The sequence below is a fragment of the Mycoplasma collis ATCC 35278 genome (assembly GCF_000701825.1).
GTDB classification, from domain to species: Bacteria; Bacillota_I; Bacilli_A; order Mycoplasmatales; family Metamycoplasmataceae; genus Mesomycoplasma_A; species Mesomycoplasma_A collis.
The window spans coordinates 1-19,363 of sequence record NZ_JNJY01000004.1 but is presented as its reverse complement, the minus strand read 5'-3'; the positions used below and the strand labels follow the sequence as shown (position 1 = coordinate 19,363).

17 protein-coding genes and 1 pseudogene are annotated in these 19,363 nt (G+C 23.4%); 9 read left to right on the top strand and 9 right to left on the bottom strand.

All coding sequences use genetic code 4. From position 1 onward, the window contains the following. Window positions 1-50: 50 nt before the first annotated feature. The 5 genes from T403_RS0101555 (at window position 51) to T403_RS0101530 (ending at window position 4,644) form a co-directional block, all read left to right on the top strand. Entirely contained in the window at window positions 51-1,004 is a 954-nt protein-coding gene (locus tag T403_RS0101555) for a 2-oxo acid dehydrogenase subunit E2 (RefSeq protein WP_033161070.1), read from the top strand. A gap of 4 nt (window positions 1,005-1,008) precedes the next feature. Continuing rightward, entirely contained in the window at window positions 1,009-2,904 is a 1,896-nt protein-coding gene (gene lpdA, locus T403_RS0101550) for a dihydrolipoyl dehydrogenase (RefSeq protein WP_033161069.1), read from the top strand. A 289-nt stretch (window positions 2,905-3,193) separates the two neighbouring features. Further along, window positions 3,194-3,547, top strand: coding sequence for a hypothetical protein (locus T403_RS0101540; RefSeq protein WP_033161067.1), 354 nt, complete (start codon window positions 3,194-3,196; stop codon window positions 3,545-3,547). Between the two features lie 55 nt (window positions 3,548-3,602). Then, on the top strand, window positions 3,603-3,902 hold the full coding sequence (locus T403_RS0101535; RefSeq protein ID WP_051619046.1) for a hypothetical protein: 300 nt from the start codon (window positions 3,603-3,605) through the stop codon (window positions 3,900-3,902). Next, window positions 3,889-4,644: a hypothetical protein gene (locus T403_RS0101530; RefSeq protein ID WP_033161066.1), complete on the top strand. Its 756-nt coding sequence runs from the start codon at window positions 3,889-3,891 to the stop codon at window positions 4,642-4,644. The genes T403_RS0101535 and T403_RS0101530 overlap by 14 nt, the downstream gene beginning before the upstream one ends. Window positions 4,645-5,094: 450 nt before the next feature. On the opposite strand, the gene T403_RS0101525 is transcribed toward T403_RS0101530, so the two are convergent. The 4 genes from T403_RS0101525 to T403_RS0101510 all read right to left on the bottom strand — a co-directional run bounded on the left by T403_RS0101525 (window position 5,095) and on the right by T403_RS0101510 (window position 9,357). After that, window positions 5,095-6,012 (bottom strand): hypothetical protein, encoded by a 918-nt coding sequence (locus tag T403_RS0101525; protein WP_033161065.1) that lies wholly within the window; start codon window positions 6,010-6,012, stop codon window positions 5,095-5,097. Between the two features lie 249 nt (window positions 6,013-6,261). Further along, on the bottom strand, window positions 6,262-6,498 hold the full coding sequence (locus T403_RS0101520) for a hypothetical protein (protein ID WP_156933536.1): 237 nt from the start codon (window positions 6,496-6,498) through the stop codon (window positions 6,262-6,264). A gap of 341 nt (window positions 6,499-6,839) precedes the next feature. Beyond that, window positions 6,840-7,037 carry a hypothetical protein gene (locus T403_RS0101515; protein WP_033161063.1) on the bottom strand — a complete coding sequence of 66 codons (198 nt, stop codon included), beginning with the start codon at window positions 7,035-7,037 and terminating at the stop codon, window positions 6,840-6,842. Between the two features lie 109 nt (window positions 7,038-7,146). Further along, window positions 7,147-9,357, bottom strand: coding sequence for a bifunctional metallophosphatase/5'-nucleotidase (locus T403_RS0101510; protein WP_033161062.1), 2,211 nt, complete (start codon window positions 9,355-9,357; stop codon window positions 7,147-7,149). Window positions 9,358-9,726: 369 nt separating this feature from the next. On the opposite strand from T403_RS0101510, the gene T403_RS0101505 reads away from it, so the two are divergent. Then, window positions 9,727-10,713 carry an MsnO8 family LLM class oxidoreductase gene (locus T403_RS0101505; protein WP_033161061.1) on the top strand — a complete coding sequence of 329 codons (987 nt, stop codon included), beginning with the start codon at window positions 9,727-9,729 and terminating at the stop codon, window positions 10,711-10,713. A 65-nt stretch (window positions 10,714-10,778) separates the two neighbouring features. Here the strand turns inward: T403_RS0101505 and gyrA are convergent, their stop codons facing one another. Further along, on the bottom strand, window positions 10,779-13,400 hold the full coding sequence (gene gyrA / locus T403_RS0101500; RefSeq protein WP_033161060.1) for a DNA gyrase subunit A: 2,622 nt from the start codon (window positions 13,398-13,400) through the stop codon (window positions 10,779-10,781). A 215-nt stretch (window positions 13,401-13,615) separates the two neighbouring features. Here gyrA and proS point away from each other — a divergent pair, with 215 nt between their 5' ends. The 3 genes from proS to tsaB are packed head-to-tail and all read left to right on the top strand — an operon-like array spanning window position 13,616 to window position 16,014. Further along, window positions 13,616-15,046, top strand: a complete 1,431-nt coding sequence (proS, locus tag T403_RS0101495) for a proline--tRNA ligase (RefSeq protein ID WP_033161059.1) — start codon at window positions 13,616-13,618, stop codon at window positions 15,044-15,046. 8 nt (window positions 15,047-15,054) lie between these two features. Further along, the gene (gene tsaE / locus T403_RS0101490) at window positions 15,055-15,453 is read left to right on the top strand and encodes a tRNA (adenosine(37)-N6)-threonylcarbamoyltransferase complex ATPase subunit type 1 TsaE (RefSeq protein ID WP_033161058.1); all 399 of its coding nucleotides are present in this window, start codon (window positions 15,055-15,057) and stop codon (window positions 15,451-15,453) included. 3 nt (window positions 15,454-15,456) lie between these two features. After that, the gene (gene tsaB / locus T403_RS0101485; RefSeq protein ID WP_033161057.1) at window positions 15,457-16,014 is read left to right on the top strand and encodes a tRNA (adenosine(37)-N6)-threonylcarbamoyltransferase complex dimerization subunit type 1 TsaB; all 558 of its coding nucleotides are present in this window, start codon (window positions 15,457-15,459) and stop codon (window positions 16,012-16,014) included. A 37-nt stretch (window positions 16,015-16,051) separates the two neighbouring features. On the opposite strand, the gene tsaD is transcribed toward tsaB, so the two are convergent. From tsaD to T403_RS04475, 4 genes and pseudogenes are all read right to left on the bottom strand, one after another. Then, the gene (tsaD, locus tag T403_RS0101480) at window positions 16,052-16,990 is read right to left on the bottom strand and encodes a tRNA (adenosine(37)-N6)-threonylcarbamoyltransferase complex transferase subunit TsaD (protein WP_033161056.1); all 939 of its coding nucleotides are present in this window, start codon (window positions 16,988-16,990) and stop codon (window positions 16,052-16,054) included. Between the two features lie 86 nt (window positions 16,991-17,076). Continuing rightward, the gene (locus tag T403_RS0101475; RefSeq protein ID WP_033161055.1) at window positions 17,077-17,853 is read right to left on the bottom strand and encodes a hypothetical protein; all 777 of its coding nucleotides are present in this window, start codon (window positions 17,851-17,853) and stop codon (window positions 17,077-17,079) included. Between the two features lie 63 nt (window positions 17,854-17,916). Beyond that, window positions 17,917-18,675 carry a hypothetical protein gene (locus tag T403_RS0101470; protein ID WP_033161054.1) on the bottom strand — a complete coding sequence of 253 codons (759 nt, stop codon included), beginning with the start codon at window positions 18,673-18,675 and terminating at the stop codon, window positions 17,917-17,919. Next, window positions 18,662-19,363: pseudogene (locus tag T403_RS04475) on the bottom strand (S8 family serine peptidase); the annotation flags it as partial. The pseudogene T403_RS04475 and the gene T403_RS0101470, both read right to left, overlap by 14 nt.

Sequence of the window (19,363 nt, the reverse complement as noted above, 5' to 3'; positions counted from 1 at the left end):
AAATTTTTAATGTTTTTAATTAATATTTAAAATAAACAGAAAGGGAAAAAATGACAAAACCATTGATTACACCCATTGCTAAAGCAATGGCTAAAAAACTTGGAATTGATATTAGTTTAATTACTAAGGGTTCTGGACCAAATAATAGAATAACAAAAGAAGATGTTCTAGCATTTAGTCAAAACCCTGTAAGTAATCAAGTTAGTGAATCAACACAACAAACATCATCACAAGCCACTGAAGTTTCTAGTTGTCCAAACCAATCATCTTGTTCTCAAGCAACTGTTTCAAGTTCAGCATTTGAAGCTAAAAGAGTTAAAATTGCACCAATTAGAAAAGCAATTGCTAAAGCTATGATTAATTCAAGAGATAATGTTGCTTACTTTAGTTTAGTTAATGAAATTGATGTAACAAGATTATGAAATTTAAGAAAAGAAATTTTAGAAGATGTGCAAAAATCTGCTGGGGTAAAATTAACCTTTTTACCTTTTATTGCCAAAGCAATTTTATTAGCATTAAAAGAATTTCCAATTATGGCTGCAAAATATGATGAAGCAGCTAATGAATTAGTTTATCCTTCAACTATTAATTTAGGAATTGCTGTTGATACTGAAGCTGGATTGATGGTGCCTGTTGTAAAAGATGCACACACATTATCTATGACTTCTTTAGCACTTGAAATTAATCGCCTTGCTTTAGCTGCAAGAAACAAAACAATTAAACCTGCCGAAATGCAACAAGGTTCATTTACAATTACAAACTATGGTTCAGTAGGAGCGCTTTTTGGAACTCCTGTTATTAACTATCCAGAATTAGCGATTGCTGGTGTTGGTGCAATTGTTGATAAAGCAATTGTTACTAAAACAGGTGAAATTAAACCTGGAAAAGTTATGAACATTACAATATCAGCTGATCATAGATGAATTGATGGAGCTGATGCTGGAAGATTCATTTACAGAATTAAAGAATTATTAGAAAAACCTGAAGTTTTAGGAGTATTATAATTTTATGCATAAGTTTAAATTTGCCGATATAGGTGAAGGACTACACGAAGGTGTAGTAGCTGAAATATATAAAAAAGAAGGTGATGAAGTAAAAGAAGGAGATTCACTTTTTTCAGTTGAAACTGATAAAGTAACTTCTGATATCCCTTCTCCAGCAACTGGAAAAATTGTTAAAGTATTAATGGCGGTCGGAGATACTATTCATGTTGGTCAAGAAATCTATCATATTGATGATGGAAGTGGTGATGTTGAAGAGCCAAGTTCAACACAAGTTAAAGAAGAGGCCAAAGAAGAACCAGCAGAAGAAGCAGGAGCTTCTGTTGTTGGTGAGGTTAAAGTATCTAATGAACTTTTCGATCTTTCAGCATTTGTAAGCAAGCCACAAGCAAATACTGAGAAAAAAGCGCCAAATCGTTTAGCAGCTCGTAGAGCAGCTAAAATGCAACAAACTGAACAAAGTCCAAGTGCTAGTGCTACAAAACCAGGAAAAGAAACAGGGAAAATTTATAATAAACCAGTAAGTGAAGAATTCGATGTAATTGTAGTAGGATCAGGTCCTGGTGGTTATCTAGCTGCTGAAGAAGCTGGAAAAGCAGGGCTTAAAACTTTAATTGTTGAAAAAGAATTTTGAGGTGGAGTTTGTTTAAATGTTGGATGTATTCCAACTAAAGCATTACTAAAAACTGCTGAAGTTATGCACTATGTACAAAGCGCAGAAAGCTTTGGAATAATTGGAAAAGCTGATTTTAAAATTGATTGAACTAAAATGCATGAGCGTAAAAATAAAGTTGTAAATCAACTTACAAGTGGAATTCAAGCTTTAATGCGAATGAATAAAGTTAAAACTATTTTTGGAAACGCTAAATTTGTAGGAGCTCACGAAATCGAGGTTGATTCAAAAGTTTATAGAGCTAAAAATATTATTATTGCTACAGGATCAAGTGATCGTCTTTTAAATCTCCCAGGATTTGAACAAGGTTATGCTTCTGGTAAATTAATTAGTTCAAAACAAGCAATTAATCTTAACTATAGACCTAATTCATTAACTATTGTTGGTGGAGGGGTTATTGGAGTTGAATTTGCTCAAATTTTTGCAAGTGCTGGAACTAAAGTAACAATTATTCAAAATTTACCTTCTGTTTTAGCAATGTTGGATAGTGATGTTATTAAACAAGTTTCTAACGATTTAAAAGAATTAAATGTTGAAGTTATAACTAATGCTAATACAACTAAATTTGAAAATGATATTCTTTTCTATGAAAAAGATGGTAAAGAGCACGGAATTAAATCTGATGTTACTTTAGTTTCTGTTGGAAGAGTACCTAATTCTTTAAATTTAGAAGAAGTTGGAATTAAACTAGGTTCTAGAAAAGAATTAGTTGTTGATGAATTTTGTGAATCCAACGTTGAAGGAGTATATGGAATTGGTGATGTTGTAGGGCAAGCAATGCTAGCACATGTTGCCTATCGTCATGCTATTATAGCAGTTTCCAACATTCTTAAAAAACAAGTTAAATATAATCCTAAAACTGTACCAGCTTGTATTTATACAAGTCCTGAGATTGCCACATTAGGACTTACTGAACAACAAGCAAAAGATGCTAAATTAGATTTTATTAGTGTAAAGCACCAATTTGCATTTATTGGTAAAGCACTAGCAGCTAATGAATCTAAAGGATTTGCTAAATTCATTATTGATAAAGAATATGGAGAAATTATTGGTTGCCACATTATTGGTGGAACAGCAACTGATTTAATTTCTGAAGTAGTTCTTGCTATGGAAAATGAAATTTCAATTTACGAAATAGCATCAGCAGTTCATCCTCATCCAACATTTAGTGAAGTATTATGAGAAGCTGCTAGAAGTGCTGTTCATCAATTAGAAAAACTTAAAAAATAAAATTATTTATTTATAAAAAAGCAAGTTAGTAACTTGCTTTTTTTTATATCTTTTTTAATTACTAAAAATTCTATAAAAAAAATCAATTTTTTTAATGTATTTTTACCATTGTTAATCATTTTTAAATAAATATTTAAAATTAATGTTAAATTTTTATGAGTATAAATAAAAAGATTTTGTCACATAAAAGAATTTTAAAAATCAAAATATTAATAATACTTTTTTACAACTTTTTAAGTTTTTATTATTAATTAATATTAATTATTTTTTAATATAGTAAAATTTAAAAATGAAAAGAAAATTTAAAAATAAATTAATTAATCTTTTTATTTTATTAATGGGTTTGAGTGTTACAACACTATCATTTAGCCTAAATAATACAAACTACATAAGCAATGATACAAAAAAAGATAAAAATTTATCTAAAATAATTATTAGAAAAAAAGAAATTTTAGTTGGTGAATCGAATTATATAACACCTATTAAAATTAGCAGTGAAAACACAAATACTTATGCATTTATAAGTGATGTCATTTATTTAAATAAAAATGAAAAAATTAAAATCGCTTCAGCGTGAACATCTAGTGCAGGAATTTTAAAAAATATAGAAGCAAAACCGAAAGAAGAAAAAAAAACAAAATAATTGATGATGATGAATAAATCCATCCAACTGATTTTCAAAAGAAAATGATAAAGATTTGAAAGAAGAAATTGAAAAATGAGAAGCAACTCATTTAAATGAAGAAAGATTAAATATTAAAGGAAATAAAGAAAGACAAAATAATAAATTTTTCACTGATTATGATTTAGCATTAGAAAAATGAAATGGAAGTGAGTGAAAAGTTGTTAAAAATATAACTGTAGTTAATAGCAATGTTGAAGTTATAGATTTTAATGTTAACAAATCTGGGGAATATAGAATAAGTGTTAAAAAATATGGTAATAATATAACAAATTTAATTGATGATATTTTGGCGGTAACTTATGTTAAAAATTAAAAAATTTTTTAAAGCTTTATGTTTAATTTTAACCTTAATACCATTATTTTCATTTATTTCATGTAGTCATCAAAAAATAGATGAAAATAAAAAATATCGTAAATTCAAAAGTGGAGAACTTTTACATTTTAATGAATTAAAAGAAGATAAAAAATGATATTATAAAAACATTGAAAGATATGAAAAAGTAAAAGAAAACTTAGATTCTTTATTTGAAAAATATTATAAAAAAGAACAAATAGATTTATTTATTTGAGATAGCGCTGAACTTTATAAAAATCAAATTCTGGATAATAAAAATTTAAAATTCAAACAAGAATTTTTAGATAAAATTCAAGAAAATAAATTTTTCACCGTTGAAAATAAAAATGAATTTTTAAAATATTTTGATAAAAATTTTTATTTCAAAGAAAATTTCAAAAATTTAGATATTAATAAATTTTTTCAAAAATTTAATATTTTGGTTTTTTATGATAAATGAGGAAAAAAATATAATTATAGATTACTAAAAAATCGATTTTATAGAACGATAAATGAAAAAAATAATGAAATTAATGTTAAATTATTTCATTTTAGTTTCATTTCAGGGATTGAACCAGCTCAAGTACCAACATCAGATATAATATTTTTTGCATACGATAAAAAATATAAAATCAATGTTGATGCAAGTAATCTAAGTAATTTAACTCTTGAACAAAAAATTGAATTTTTAGAAAAAATTGAAAAAGACTATGGGAATTAATAAAATTTAATTTTAATAATTATTAAAAATTCTTTTATATAATTATTAAAGAACATTATTAAAAATTTAAAGCATTATTAATATTTTTTATTACTAGTTTTATTTTGTTAAAACCTTTCATAAAAATAAAAATACCAAAATTAAATTTTTAAAAACAAGATAATAGCTTTGAATATTATCTTGTTTTTAAAATAAATTTTTTAAATGTAGTAATTTTTCCATTTTTTAATAATTTAATTCTGAAATTAAAAATAAAATATTGTGTTTTAATAGTTTTTATCTGAAACATTTTACTAATTAATAAATTTATAAGTATTAAAGTATATTGTTTAAAACACTATTTAAATAAAGTAAATAATTTATATACCTCACAATTTTGAATTTTATAAAAAATAAACAAAAACAAGATAGAATTTTATTTAACTATCTTGCTTTTATTACTATTTTTTTCTAAGAATTAGTTTTTTTAGTACTTGGTTTTTTGGAAGAAGAATTTTTACCTTTTATCACAATTTTTTTTAATTTTTCGTCAGTTATTTCAGCTAAAATATCAATTTCTTGATCATTGGCGACTTCTGCGTCTTTTAATTTTTTAAATGATTTAATTTCCCATGTAGCATCATCATCTTCAATAATTGAAGCTTCAAAATCAAATCTTAATATTTTATTTTTATTTTTATTTTCATAAAAACTTGCTTGTTTAGTGTGTGAATCATTTCCTTTAGATATAATTAATTCATATTTAACTTTTGCTTCTTTGCTATATTTTTCATTTAATCCATTAACAAAAATTGGTAAATTATTTTTTTTAAAGTTATTTTTATTAAAGGTACCAACATTGAAGTTTTTTAAAACTTTATTAGCATTTTTGTTAGCGCCAAAAGGAATAGATAATTCTTTTTCTTCAGTTGTTAAATTAATTTGATCAATTAATTCAATTTCATTATTTTCTTCTTTTATTGAACTAATAATATAAACTTTTTCTTCAAGAGCATTTTCATCTTTAAAATCAAATGTTAATCCATAACCAATAGTGTCGCTAATTTTTTTATAATCTGATATAGATGTTTTAGTTTTAGTCTCATCGTTTTTTTCTTTTAAAACAATTGTATAATTTTTCCTCAACTTAAATTTATTTCAAGTATTATTAAAAAAAAGTGTAGATTTATCTTTAGTAGATTTTCTAGAAAATCTAATAATTCTATCAAATTTGCTTATATCGATTGTTTTACTTTGGTCTTTATTATCATCATCTTTATTATCATTATCTTTACTATCATCATTATTTTTCGAACAAGCTACAACTGTTGTCGCTAAAGCGACAGAACTTAATGCTAATATTGGGAATAATAATTTATTTTTTTTCATTTTACCTCTTTAATTTTTTTTCTACATAATATGTTTTTTTTTTTTTTTTGTAAGAAAAAAATTAAAATGATTAAATTTGATTAAAAAATTAATTATTTACCAATTATTTCTATTAATTATTTTTTATAAATTAAAAAATAAAATATAATTAATAATTGTAATTTATTAAAAAAGATAATGTATTTTATATCTATATTTTAAAATTTTATTATTCAAATTTTTAAAAAACACCATAAATTACGGTGTTTTTTAAAAATAATCATTAAATTCAAAAGTTAGCGCTCCTACAGGGCTTGGATCTGGATCTATTTTTTCAGTTATTTCAATAAAGTTATTAAAATATGAACTGATTTTAGTTTTTAAAATATTTAATTTTTCAACATTACTTGTTAGTGTTAATGTATTAATAAAATTAAAAAAATTATAAATACTATCAAGAGCTCTTGCTGAATAACTAGAAGTTGTTGATCCATTTTCAGGTTCCATAAATAAATGATTTTTTAAATTTTTGTACAATGTTTTAAAATTATCATTTTCTAATATATTAGAAAAGTCTATAACTTCATTTTCAATATCTTTAACTCAACCTTTGATTTTTGGATTTTCTTTAGAATTACCTAATATTCAATAGATTAATTGTATTTCGATTTTTTCAACCCCTCCATGAACTCCACCAGTTGATTTATATTTACTTAAAAAAGTTAAAAAATCAACAAAATATTTAAATTTATTTAAATTTTCTCCTATAAAACCATTAACAGCTTGAATATATTGATCAATTTCGCTTTGGGGAGCATTAATTCTATCTTTTAATCTATGTTTAATTTCTATATTAATAATCCTTTTAAATCTGAAAAATTTTTTATATTTAAATTAATTTTTTTAAAATTAGCATTATCGTTATTTTTATTTGGATTCCCATTACCATTATTATCATTATTATTTGTTTTTTGATTACAAGAATAAAAAATAAAACTTGATGCAAGTGTGACATTTAATAAATGTAATATTTTTATTTTTTTCATTTTTTCCTCTTTTAATTTATATAAATTATCTTACTAATAAAAAATAATTATATTAAAAAAATATAAAATAAAAGTACAAACTTTGTATTTGTACTTATTTTTTTAAAAATTATTTTTGATTTGTTTCAGTTGGTAATTCAACAATTTGTTTTTTCTTAATTTCATCTAATTTATATTCACTAATTAATTTACCAAATAATTTAGCTTTATTTGTTTCTTTTTGATCAGAAGACATATCATTAATGAATTTTATTATTTCTTCAATTAATAATCCACCTTCATAAACTTCTTTTACATTATTTACATCAGCTTTTTGAAGATCTAACATTTTATAATTATCACCACCAACAAATACAAAATCATTAGATACTAAGTAATAATATTTTTCTTTATCAATTGCTTTATCATTTATTTTTATACTTGCTTCATCTAATGTATATTTAAATGGTAACCCGCTATTTGCATTTGGCTCAGTTACTTTTGTAACTGTCATTTTATATGAAACATTAGATGATCATTGAGCGAATGCCCCTTCAGTTCCTTTAGAAGCTGAATTTTCAAATGCTTTAATTATTACAGAACCTTTAACTTTAGCAGCTTTAATTCTATTTCCATATGGGCTTATAGCTAATAAATCTGCTTTAGTTACTTTTCCTTTTGATAAGTTAGCTCTTAGTCCTCCAGCATTAGATAAAACTATTGTGTTATCTAATGAAGGCGCCATATCTTTAAAATTTTCACTCATTTTATTTGATTCATAAACTTTATTAAAGGCATAACCTAAAGCATCAGAAGCTAACACCCCTAATTCAGTTGCCATAACTCTACCTGTATTAAATTCTATTTCACTTCCAGGAATTTTGGTTTTACCAATATGCGCAAAATCTTTTTCTAAATTTTGGATAACAACAACATCATTTTCTTTATCAAATTTATCTTTTAGTTTTTTAATTAATAAATCTACATATTTATTTTGGCTATGAACTACTTGATTAATATCTCTTAAAGATTGATGAATTTTTACAATTTTTTTCTCTTGATTATCTCATACTAATGATATATCACCTAAAAATTTAGTATATGATTCAGTTTGAGTTAAATTTTTCTTTTCTTGTAATTTTAAATCATCTCCTATCCCTAAAGGAACGTAAGTGTGAGAGTGACCATCAAGAATTAAAGCAAGTTTTTTAACTCCAAGTAATGCTTCGGAAGATCATTCAGCTTTATTTCTTTGTGTTCCTAAATGAACGCTTGCAATGTAGAAAGTAACATCTTTTTCTTTTTCTTCTAATTCTTTAATTGCATTTTCAACTGATTCTTTAGGATCTTTAAATTCAACATTTTTTGAATGATCTGGGTGTGAAGTATAAACAGTATCTGGAGTTGTAATTCCAATAATAGCAACTCTAAGTCCATTTTCTAATGTTTTTATTTTATAAGGTTTAAATACTCTTTTACCGTTTTTATCTGCTCCAGCATTTTCATTATAATAAATATTAGCTGAAATAAATGGAGTTCCACCTTCATTTTCTAATGAATTATCAAATTCTTTTTTACTATTTGCACCATTTAATTTTAAAATTTGAGGTAAATCAAAATCAAATTCATGATTTCCAACAGCAACAGAATCATAATAAATTGCTTTTGCAACTTTAGAAATAGTTTCACCTTTATCTGAATCATTTAAAGGTAGACCTTGAATTAAATCACCGCTAGATAATAGTAAATCAAACTCTTTATTTGATAAAAAGTTATTAATACCTTCCATTCCGCTATATTTATTAAATCTCCCAAAATCTGTTAATAATCTACCATGTTCATCATTAGTATGAAAAAGTCTTATAGTTTTATATCTATTATTTTCTTCTACAACTCTTAATTGAGATAATAAATTATTCAATCTTTTTTCATAAGGTTTAACAATATAATTTAGTTTTCTTAATTCTTCTAAAAGATTTGTTTCTATAGTATTATATTTTGTTTCAAATTCTTTGATTTTTTGATCAGCTTCTGTATTTTTAGATTTAGCCTTTTTAGTTTTCTCTTGCGTATCCACAAGTTTTTTTAATTCATCTTGATATTTTTCTAATTCTTCAAGATTTTTATCAAATTCTTTTCCAAATGTTTCAATACTTTCGTTGTATTTTTTCAAAATATCAAAATATTCATTTCTTAATGTTTCAGCTTTATCATTAAATAATTTTTCAGATAATTCATTATAAGAAAATACTTTATTTGAAGAACAAGCGACTACGGTTAATGCAGAAGCGGTAACTGCAGAACCTAAAAGTAAAAAAGAAAGTTTTTTTAATTTTTTCATTTATTCAGTACATCCTTTCACTAATAAAATAATTATTAAGTTTATTTTCGTTATTTTAATTTAACAATTAAAAAAATATTCTTTTTTCTTGTAAAAAAAAAAAAAAAAACATTTTTTGCATATTAAAAATAATAAAATATTTTTTTTACTTTCTTAAAAATAATTTTATGCTAAAATTAGAAAAAAATTAGCGAGTTTTAAGAGAGTAAAATATAGCAAAATATAAAAAACTTTTCTACTTATACAAAGATTAATTTTCATTTTTTTTAAATTAAAAATTTTAGTTTAATAAAATAAAAAAACTTTTTAATATTAAAATTTAAACTTTTTATTTAAAATTTTTTTAGTAAATAAAAAGGAGAAAAAAATATGAAACTAAAATTTAGTTTAATGGAATATGGAATTATTGATAAAAATTCAAATTCTGAATTTGCTCTTCAAAATATTTCAAAAATAGCTAAAATAGCCGAAAAATACAATTTTGAAAGTATTTGATTTTCCGAACATCATAGTGTTAATGCTTTTGCGCTTAGTAATCCAGCATTTGCTATGTTGGAAGTAGCTAATAAAACAAAAAAAATTAAAATAGGTAGTGCAGGATTTTTACTTTGTCATCATTCATCATATAAAATCGCGGAAGATATTTTTACTTTAAATTCATTACATGAAAATAGATTTAAATTTGCTATGGGTTCAAATCCAGGAACTGAAAAGGTTCAAAAATCAATGAATACAATCGTAGATTATCATAATAAATTTAAGCAATTATTGCTGTATGTTAGAGATAAAGAAAATAAATTTATAAATGAAGTTAAAACTATCCCATTTTCTAACAAAAGCCCTGATATGTATATGCTTGTAAGTTCTGTAGAAGGAGCGATTTTTGCAGCAGAAAATAAACTAAAAATTATATATGGATTTTTTCTAAATCATAATTGAGAAATTTTTGAAAATGCATTAAAAAAATATAATGAAATTTGAAAAGCAAAATATAACGAAAAAGCAAATATATTATTCGCTATAAATATAATTATTAAAAAAAGTGAAAATCAAGCAAAAAACTTAGCTAATGTATTTAGTCATTTTATTTTAGGGAAAAATGAATTTAATGAATTTTTACATTTTCCAACTTTAAACGAAATTAAAAATTATCACTATGAAAATGATGAAGAAAAAACAAGAGTTATTGATAATTTAAATAAAACTATTTACGGAACAGAAACACAAGTAAAAGAAAAAATATTGAAAATTGCTCAAAAATATAATATCAATCATTTTGTAGCTTGTCAACTTATTTCTGGTTATAATGAAAGAGTAAAAAATTTAAAATCAATAAATAAAGTTTTTGAACTATAAATTTAATAAATGAAATTATTAAAAAAATGAAATAGAGAAAATAAATCTATTTCATTTTTTTAATATTATTTTTCAGGTTCTTCTTTAACTGGAATTACAGCTATTGATTTAATTTTATCACCATTTTTTAAAGTTATCATTTTAACACCTTTAGTGTTTCTAGAGCTTTCTGAAATTTGTGATAAGTTAAGTCTTAAAGCAATTCCTTTTTTAGTTAAAATTAAAATATCTTCATCTCCATTAACAGCTGCAAAGTAAACAAGTTCGCCAGCTTTTTTGCCATTAATAGTAATAACACCTTTAGCATTTCTTGAAGTTTTTCTATAATCTTCAATTGAAGTAAGTTTACCAAATCCTAATGAACCCAGTGCTAAAATATATTTACCTTCTGAAGAAGAATTAGCTCCAATTACTTGTTCATTATCACTAATTTTTATTGTTTTAACTCCAGCTGAGTTTCTTGAAAGATTTCTTAGTGAATTATTTTCAAATCTTACAACTCTATTATTGGAAGCCGCTATTAAAATTTCATCATTTTCATTAGCGACAAAAACTTTAATTAATTCATCATCTTCTATTAATTTAAGAGCAATTTTTCCTTTCGAATTAATTGAAGCGTAATGTTCTAATAATGTTTTTTTAATAATTCCTTTTTTAGTTACAGTAATTAGTGATTGATTCGCGTTATATTCATTAATCGAAAACATTGAAACAACTTTTTCATCTTTTTCAATATTAATTAAATTAATAAAAGGAATACCTTTTGATTGTTTAGATTGTTCAGGGATTTTATATGTTCTTATTTTATAAACTTTAGCTTTGGAACTAAATATTAATAAATCAGTATGAGTATTAGTTATTAATAATGAATGAAGGTTATCATCTTGATATGTAGTTGCAGTATTTGAACCAACTCCACCACGATTTTGAATTCTATATTCTTCCAAATTAATTCTTTTTACATAGCCATTATTAGTTAAAGTTAAAACTACTTGTTCTGAAGGGATTAAATCTTCATCTTGGATTTCACCCATTTCATAATCGTTAATTTCAGTTCTTCTTTCATCACCAAAATTAGTTTTTATTTCTTCTAATTCTTCAATAATTAAATTAATTAATTTTTCTTTAGATTCTAATATTTCAGTAAGCTCTTTGATTTTTGTATATAGCTCTTGCATTTCGCTAATTAATTTTTCAATAGCAAGATTTGTAAGTCTGCTTAATCTCATATCGATAATAGCTTTTGTTTGAATTTGACTTAAATTAAATTTTTGAGCTAATCTTTCTTGTGCTTGAGCATCAGAATGTGAACTTCTAATAATTCTAATAACTTCATCAATATTTTCGATTGCAATTTTAAGTCCTTCTAAGACATGAATTCTTTCTTGTGCTTTATTTAAATCAAATTGTAATCTTCTAGTAAATACATCGATTTGGTGTTCTAAATATACTTCTAAAATTTGTTTTAAATTTAATAATTTAGGAACATTTTTAACAAGAGCAATCATATTTAATGAATAACTTATTTGTAAAGAAGTTAATTTGTATAAATTATTTAAAACAACTTCAGGAATAAAGCCTTTTTTAATTTCAATTATAACCCTTATTCCTTCTCTTGATGTTTCATCTCTTATGTCGCTTATTCCTTCAAGTTTCTTTTCTTTAATTAATTGCGCGATTTTTTCAATTAAAATTGGCTTTTTAACTTCATAAGGAATTTCATAAACAATAATTTTGCTTTTTCCACTTTTTAATTGTTCAATTCTAGTTTTAGCTCTTAAATAAAAACTTCCTTTTCCTGTTTCATAAGCTTTAATAATTCCGCTTTTTCCTAAAATTGTTGCTCCTGTAGGGAAATCTGGCCCTTTAATGTGTTTCATTAACTCATGCGTAGTTATTTCGCTATTTTTAGCTAAAGCAATAACAGCGTTAATAACTTCACTTAAATTATGTGGCGCTATAGTAGTAGCCATACCAACAGCTATCCCTGAAACTCCTGAAACTAATAAATTAGGAAATTTAGCTGGTAAAATGGTAGGCTCAATTTCAGAAGCATCATAATTTTCAACAAAATCAACAGTATTTTTCTTAATACCTTCAATCATTAACATTGCTATTTTAGACATTCTAGCTTCTGTATAACGCATTGCAGCGGCTTCATCACCATCGATAGAACCAAAATTACCATGACCATCAATCAAAGGATATCTTAATGAAAAATCTTGCGCCATTCTAACCATAGCATCATAAACTGAAGCATCACCATGTGGATGATATTTACCTAAAACATCTCCAACAATTCTGGCTGATTTTTTATGAGCTACTGAGCTTGTTATCCCTAATTCGCTCATTCCATATAAAATTCTTCTGTGAACAGGTTTAAGTCCATCTCTAGCATCAGGAAGTGCTCTTGAGACAATAACTGACATTGCATATTCTAAAAATGAATTTCTCATTTCATTAGAAATATCTTTTGGAATTATTCCTTGAGTCTCGTTTTCTAATATTTGTGATCTTACTTTATATTCTTCTTTTTCTTGTGGAGCTTCTTCTTCAGCTTCTTGTTCAATTTCATCTTTATTTTTTGAACTAAAAACAGTTTTTATTTCATCTTCATCATTATAAAAAAGCTCATCTTCTTTTATTTCATTTTCTTTTTTTTCAACTTTATCATCATCAAAAATCATAAAAACCTCAATCTAAACTATATAATAAATTACATAGTAAAATATAATATTAAAAATTATACTAAAAAACTACAAAAATTCTTTGATAAATGGCTATTTTCGGTAAAAAAAATTGTAAAAAATAAATTTTTCTTGTTTTTTTAAAAAAATAATTTTTTATTTTAGAAAAAACAAGAAATTTAAGAAAATTAAAAAATAATGTTAAAATTAATAATATGAAAAAATTAGATAAAATAACGCCAATTAATGAAAATTTTGCTAAATGGTATGTTGATGTAATTAAAAATGGTGAACTAATTGAATATGGCCCAGTTAAAGGAACAATAATTTATAAACCCTCTGCTTATGAAATTTGAGAAAATATTCAAACTATTTTAAATGGACAATTCAAAAAAAAGGGGATTCAAAATGTTTATTTACCAACTTTAATTCCTGATTTTTTTATTCAAATTGAAAAAGATCACATTAAAGGTTTTGCTCCTGAACTTGTTACTGTAACCCAAGTAGGTGAAAAAAAATTACAAAATAAATTATATATAAGACCTACTAGCGAAGTTTTATTTGCTGATTTATTTAAAAGAAGTATAAATTCTTATAAGGATTTACCAATTTTATATAATCAATGAACTTCTGTAATGAGATGAGAAAAAACAACAAATCCTTTTTTAAGAAATACAGAATTTTTATGACATGAAGGGCATACTATTCATGATAATGCGCTTGAAGCTAGAAAATTCGCTAATAACATGATTTGAATTTATCAAAAGTTTTTTAAAAAATATTTAGCTATTCCAACAATATTAGGTAAAAAAACTAATAAGGAAAAATTTGCTGGTGCTTTTTCAACTTATACATTAGAAGCTATGATGAAAGATGGTAAAGCTTTACAATCAGCAACTTCTCATTATTTAGGTCAAAACTTTTCCAAAAGTTTTAAAATAAGTTTTAAAAATAATGAAAATAAAGATGAATATGCATATCAAACATCTTTTGGTTTATCAACTAGAGTTATAGGGGCTTTAATTATGACACACGGAGATGATTATGGTATTATTATTCCGCCTAAAATAGCCCCAGTTCAAATTGATATTTTAGAATTTTTCAGTGATAAATCACCTAAAATTAAAAAAGCAAGTTCGGAAATTTATAAAAAATTATCTAAAAATTTTAGAGTAAGAATAGATAAAAGTGATAACCAACCTGGTTTTAAATCAGCGCGTTCTGAAATAAGAGGAGTTCCTTTAAGAATTGACATAGGACCTAAAGATATTGAAAACAATGAAGTTACATTAGTAAGACGTGATACACACGAAAAAATTAAAGTTAATATCAATGAAGTTAAAAAAATGGTAATTTATCTTTTGGATGTTATTCAAAATGATTTATATTTAAATGCTAAAAAAAGATTAGAACAAAACATAGTAAAAGTTGATAACTATGAGGAATTTAAAGAAAAAATAAAAGAAAATCGTTTTGTATTAGCCCCATTTAATGGTGATGAAGCAGAAGAAATAAGAATTCAAGAAGAAACAGGGGCTACTAGCAGATGTGTTACATCTAAATTTTCTGATAAAGCTGAAGAAGGTATTTGTATTATTACTAAAAAACCAACTAAAAGATTTGTTATTTTTGCAAAATCATATTAAAATTCAAAATGTTTAAAACATTAGAGTTTAAATGTAATATAAATCAAATATCAAAAATTGTTGATCAAATAATGGAAATAGATTGACAATTTTTATTATTATCAGGTGAACTTGGCGCTGGTAAAACAACGTTAGTTAAAAAAATAGCAGAAAGATTAAATATTAATGAAACTGTTAATTCACCAACTTTTAATTTAATGAAAATTTATAGTAATTTAGTTCATATTGATGCTTATAAGTTAAAAGGAACACTTGAAGAATTTGAAGATTATTTTGATAATAAAAAAGTTATCGTAGAATGAGCGGAAAATATTTCATTTAATAATTATGCTAAAAAATTAAAAATAGAAATATTTTTTAGCGATAATTTTGATGAAAGAATTTATAAAATAACAAATTTAAATTAATTTATGAATATTTTTTTCGATAGCTGTAATGAAGATTTAATAATTGCATTATTTGATGAGGAATTTAAATTAATAGACTTTATTATCAAAAAAAATCTTAAACAAAAAGCGGAAATTTTAGCTGATTTATTTTTAGAATTATTAAATTCAAATAAATTAAAAGCATTTAACATCAAAAATTTTTATCTAAATTTAGGCCCGGGTAGTTTTACAGGTGTGAGAATTGGACTAGTTTTTATCAGAACTATTGTTCAAATAACAAATGCTAAAATTTATTCCACCAACACATTTAATTTATTATCTTTTGATAATCAAGAAAAAAAAGAATATTTAATTGATGCAAAAGGTAACACAAGCTACCAAGCATTTGCTAAAAATGGTAAACTTCATTCAGAAATTAAAATAATAAATAAAAAAACTGAAAATAATTTTAATTTTCAAAATTTATTAAATAATTTTCAAAATTTAGTTGAAAATAATGTTTTTAAATTGGAAAAAAACGTTTTAAATATTAAACCTTTGTATATTAAAAAAACAAATATTGGACAACAGTTAAAATAAAAAAAACTAAATAATTAAATTAGTTATTTAGTTTTTTTTATTTTAATTTATAAATTATTTGAGCTGCTTTAGCTATCATAGCTCCATTATCTGTACAATATTCAAAATTAGGAACTAAAGCATTAGTATGAAGAGATAGAAATTTTTTTCTTAAATATTTATTAGCAGAAACACCGCCAGAGAGTGTTATCGATTTTACATTATATTTTAAAAGAGCTTTTTTAAAAATATTAAGTAAATAATTAACAATTGTTTTCTGAAAACTAAAAACAATATCGTTAATAGGTAATTCTATTTTTTTATTTTGATAATTGTTAATTAAATTAATAACTTGTGTTTTAATACCGCTAAAACTAAAATCAAATTCATTAATAATTTTAGGAGTTGTCAATTTAATGTTACTTTCAAATTTATCATCTAGTGAATGATAAATTTGATCAATTATTGGTCCGCCAGGAAATCCTAAATTTAATTTTCTAGCTAATTTATCATAAACTTCACCAATGGCATCATCTTGAGTTTCACCTATTATTTCAATATTTTGACTATTTTTCGCCAATATTATTTGTGAATGTCCTCCAGAGACAAGTAAACCTAATGCAGGATAAATTATTTCATTATCTATAGCAACGGAAAAAAAATGTCCCATAAGGTGATTTATAGGTAATAAAGGTTTTTCCAAAGTTATAGCAATAGCTTTAGCAAATAAATAACCAATTTGCAATGCTCCTATTAATCCAGGTTTATTAGTATAAGCAATATAATCAATTTCAGATAGTTCAATATATGCTTTTATTTGTTCAAAAATAAAAGCAATATTATGAACATGTTCACGAGAAGCGATTTCAGGAACTGTTCCCCCATATTTTTTATGAATTTCAATTTGACTTAAAATTATATTTTTTATAATTTTATTATCTTTTAATATAGCTATAGATGTATCATCGTGGCTCGATTCAATTCCTAAAATTACCATATTCTCCTTTGAAAATAAATTTTTAATAAATTATAACAAAAATAAAATTTTAATTTATTTCTAGTGATTTTCTTTTTTATTGTTATTTATTTTAAAAATTCTTCATTTTCTTCATTAATTTTAAATAAAAATTCCATTGATTCCAAAGTTTTAAGCTGGTTATTTTTAAATTCAATTTCATATTTTTTTTCATAAGGGAAGAAAAAAATATAATCATTATCTATATCTGCACGTATTGGAGTAAAACGATTAACATCTATTAGATTAAAACGTCAGATTTCTATTTTATTATTTGTCATTTTAGGATAAATGTGATTAATATGATTAAAAAAAGTATTCGCTTCAGATAAATGAAATGCAATTAAATTATGTGTTTTAAAAAAATTAATTAAATAATCATTTAATTTATAATTAGGAAAATATTTTTTATATTCTTTATAATTCTTAATAATTATTTGTTTTTGGTCAATAATATCTTCAACTGTTTCATGAGAAATGAATTCTTGCTTTTTGTTGATTAGCTCGTTTTTTATTTCATTAGTTAATAAATAATATTTAGGCCCGTATAATTTTTCATTAGTTATATCTCATATTTCATAATGTTTAGAAATTATTTTTCGTGCTTTACGATTTAATTCTTTAATTTGTTTTTCATTTAAAAAAAAGTTTTTATTATTTTCTTTTTTATATTTTTCTAAAAGTTCATTTAAATTGCGATCACTTGGATACAAAATTTTATTTTCAGAAGGAAAATTTGATATTTTTTTTACTATATAAGAACAACTAGTTAAAGATCAAAGTGCGCCTAAACTTAAAATAGCTCCAGCATAGCAAAACATTTTTTTAAGTTTAATTTTTAACATAAGTAACTCCTAGATTCTATTTGTTTTTATTACCAAAATTTAAATTTAAATATTATATATTATTTAATTTTGTTGTTCATTTTCTTCATTAATTTTATACAAATATTCTATTGATTCTAAAGTTTTAAGTTCATTATTTTTAAAATCAATTTCATATTTTTTTTCATAAGGAAAAAAATAAATATAATCTTGACCTATATTAGCGGTTATGGGAGTGTGAAGATTAATATCCTTTAAGTTAAAACGAAAAATTTCGATTTTATCACCTGTTTTTTTTGGATAAATATGATTAATACTATTAAATAAAACATCAGCTCTTAATAAATAAAACGCAATTACGTTATGTGTTTTAAAAAATTCAGTTAAATTATTATTAAATTTATAATTTGGAAAATATTTTTTATATTCTTTTTCATTTTTTATAATTATTTGTTTTTTTTCAATTATAGTTTCAACATCTTTTAAAGAAATAAAAATTTTATTTTGTTTATTTATTAGTTCTATTCTTTTTTCATTTCCATTTTCTATATATAAAGGTCCATAAAAACCTTTGTTAGTTATATTTCATTTATTATAATGTTTTGAAATTATTTTTTCAGCTTCATCATTTAATTTATCAATTTGTTTTTCATTTAAAAAAAAGTTTTTATTATTTTCTTTTTTATATTTTTTCAATAAATCTCTAATATTTTGAGTACTTTCATCTGTATTATTATCTTTAATTCCGATTAAATATGAACAACTAGTTAAAGTTCAAAAGTTTCCTAAGCTTAAAACCGCTCCAATATAGCAAAATAATTTTTTAAGTTTAATTTTTAACATATGTCACCGCTAAAACATCATTTATTGAATTTTCAAAAATGTTTGAATATTTTTTAACTCTTATTCTATATTTTCCAGATTCATTAATATCATAATCTATCACTTCAATATTACTATTTACAACTGTTACTGATTTAACTGTTTCTCATAAATAGCCATTTCATTTTTCTAAATATAAATCAAAATCTATAAAAAATTTATTATTTTGTCTTTTTTCAGCTTCATCTTTTTTTAATCATTCTTCATTATTGTGTTCAAGATTTCATTTTATTTCTCCAGGAATTTTTCCTATTGTTTTAGGAAGAAGTCCAATTGGATTTAAAAAATCTCATCAATTATAACTAAGAATAGGTCTATTTTCTTTGTTTTTTAAAATTCCACCATTATTCATTCAAGCAGAAGCAATTTTTATATTTTCACCTCTAGTTAAATATAAATTATTACTTTCGAAAACATATTCACCTTGTTTTTCTCTTCCTGCACTAATAATTTTTAAATTATCTGCAGCAATTTTCATTTTTTTATAATCAATCAAACCCGAACCATAAACTGAGTTTAATCCATTAGGTTTATAATTGCTATCATCTTTTTTTGTTTTAGCAGAGGCAGCTAATATAGCTTTAATAGCAGAAACTCTGGATTCTTTTACATTTATTCATGGTTTTTCTTTTAATAATGCGTTTATAGC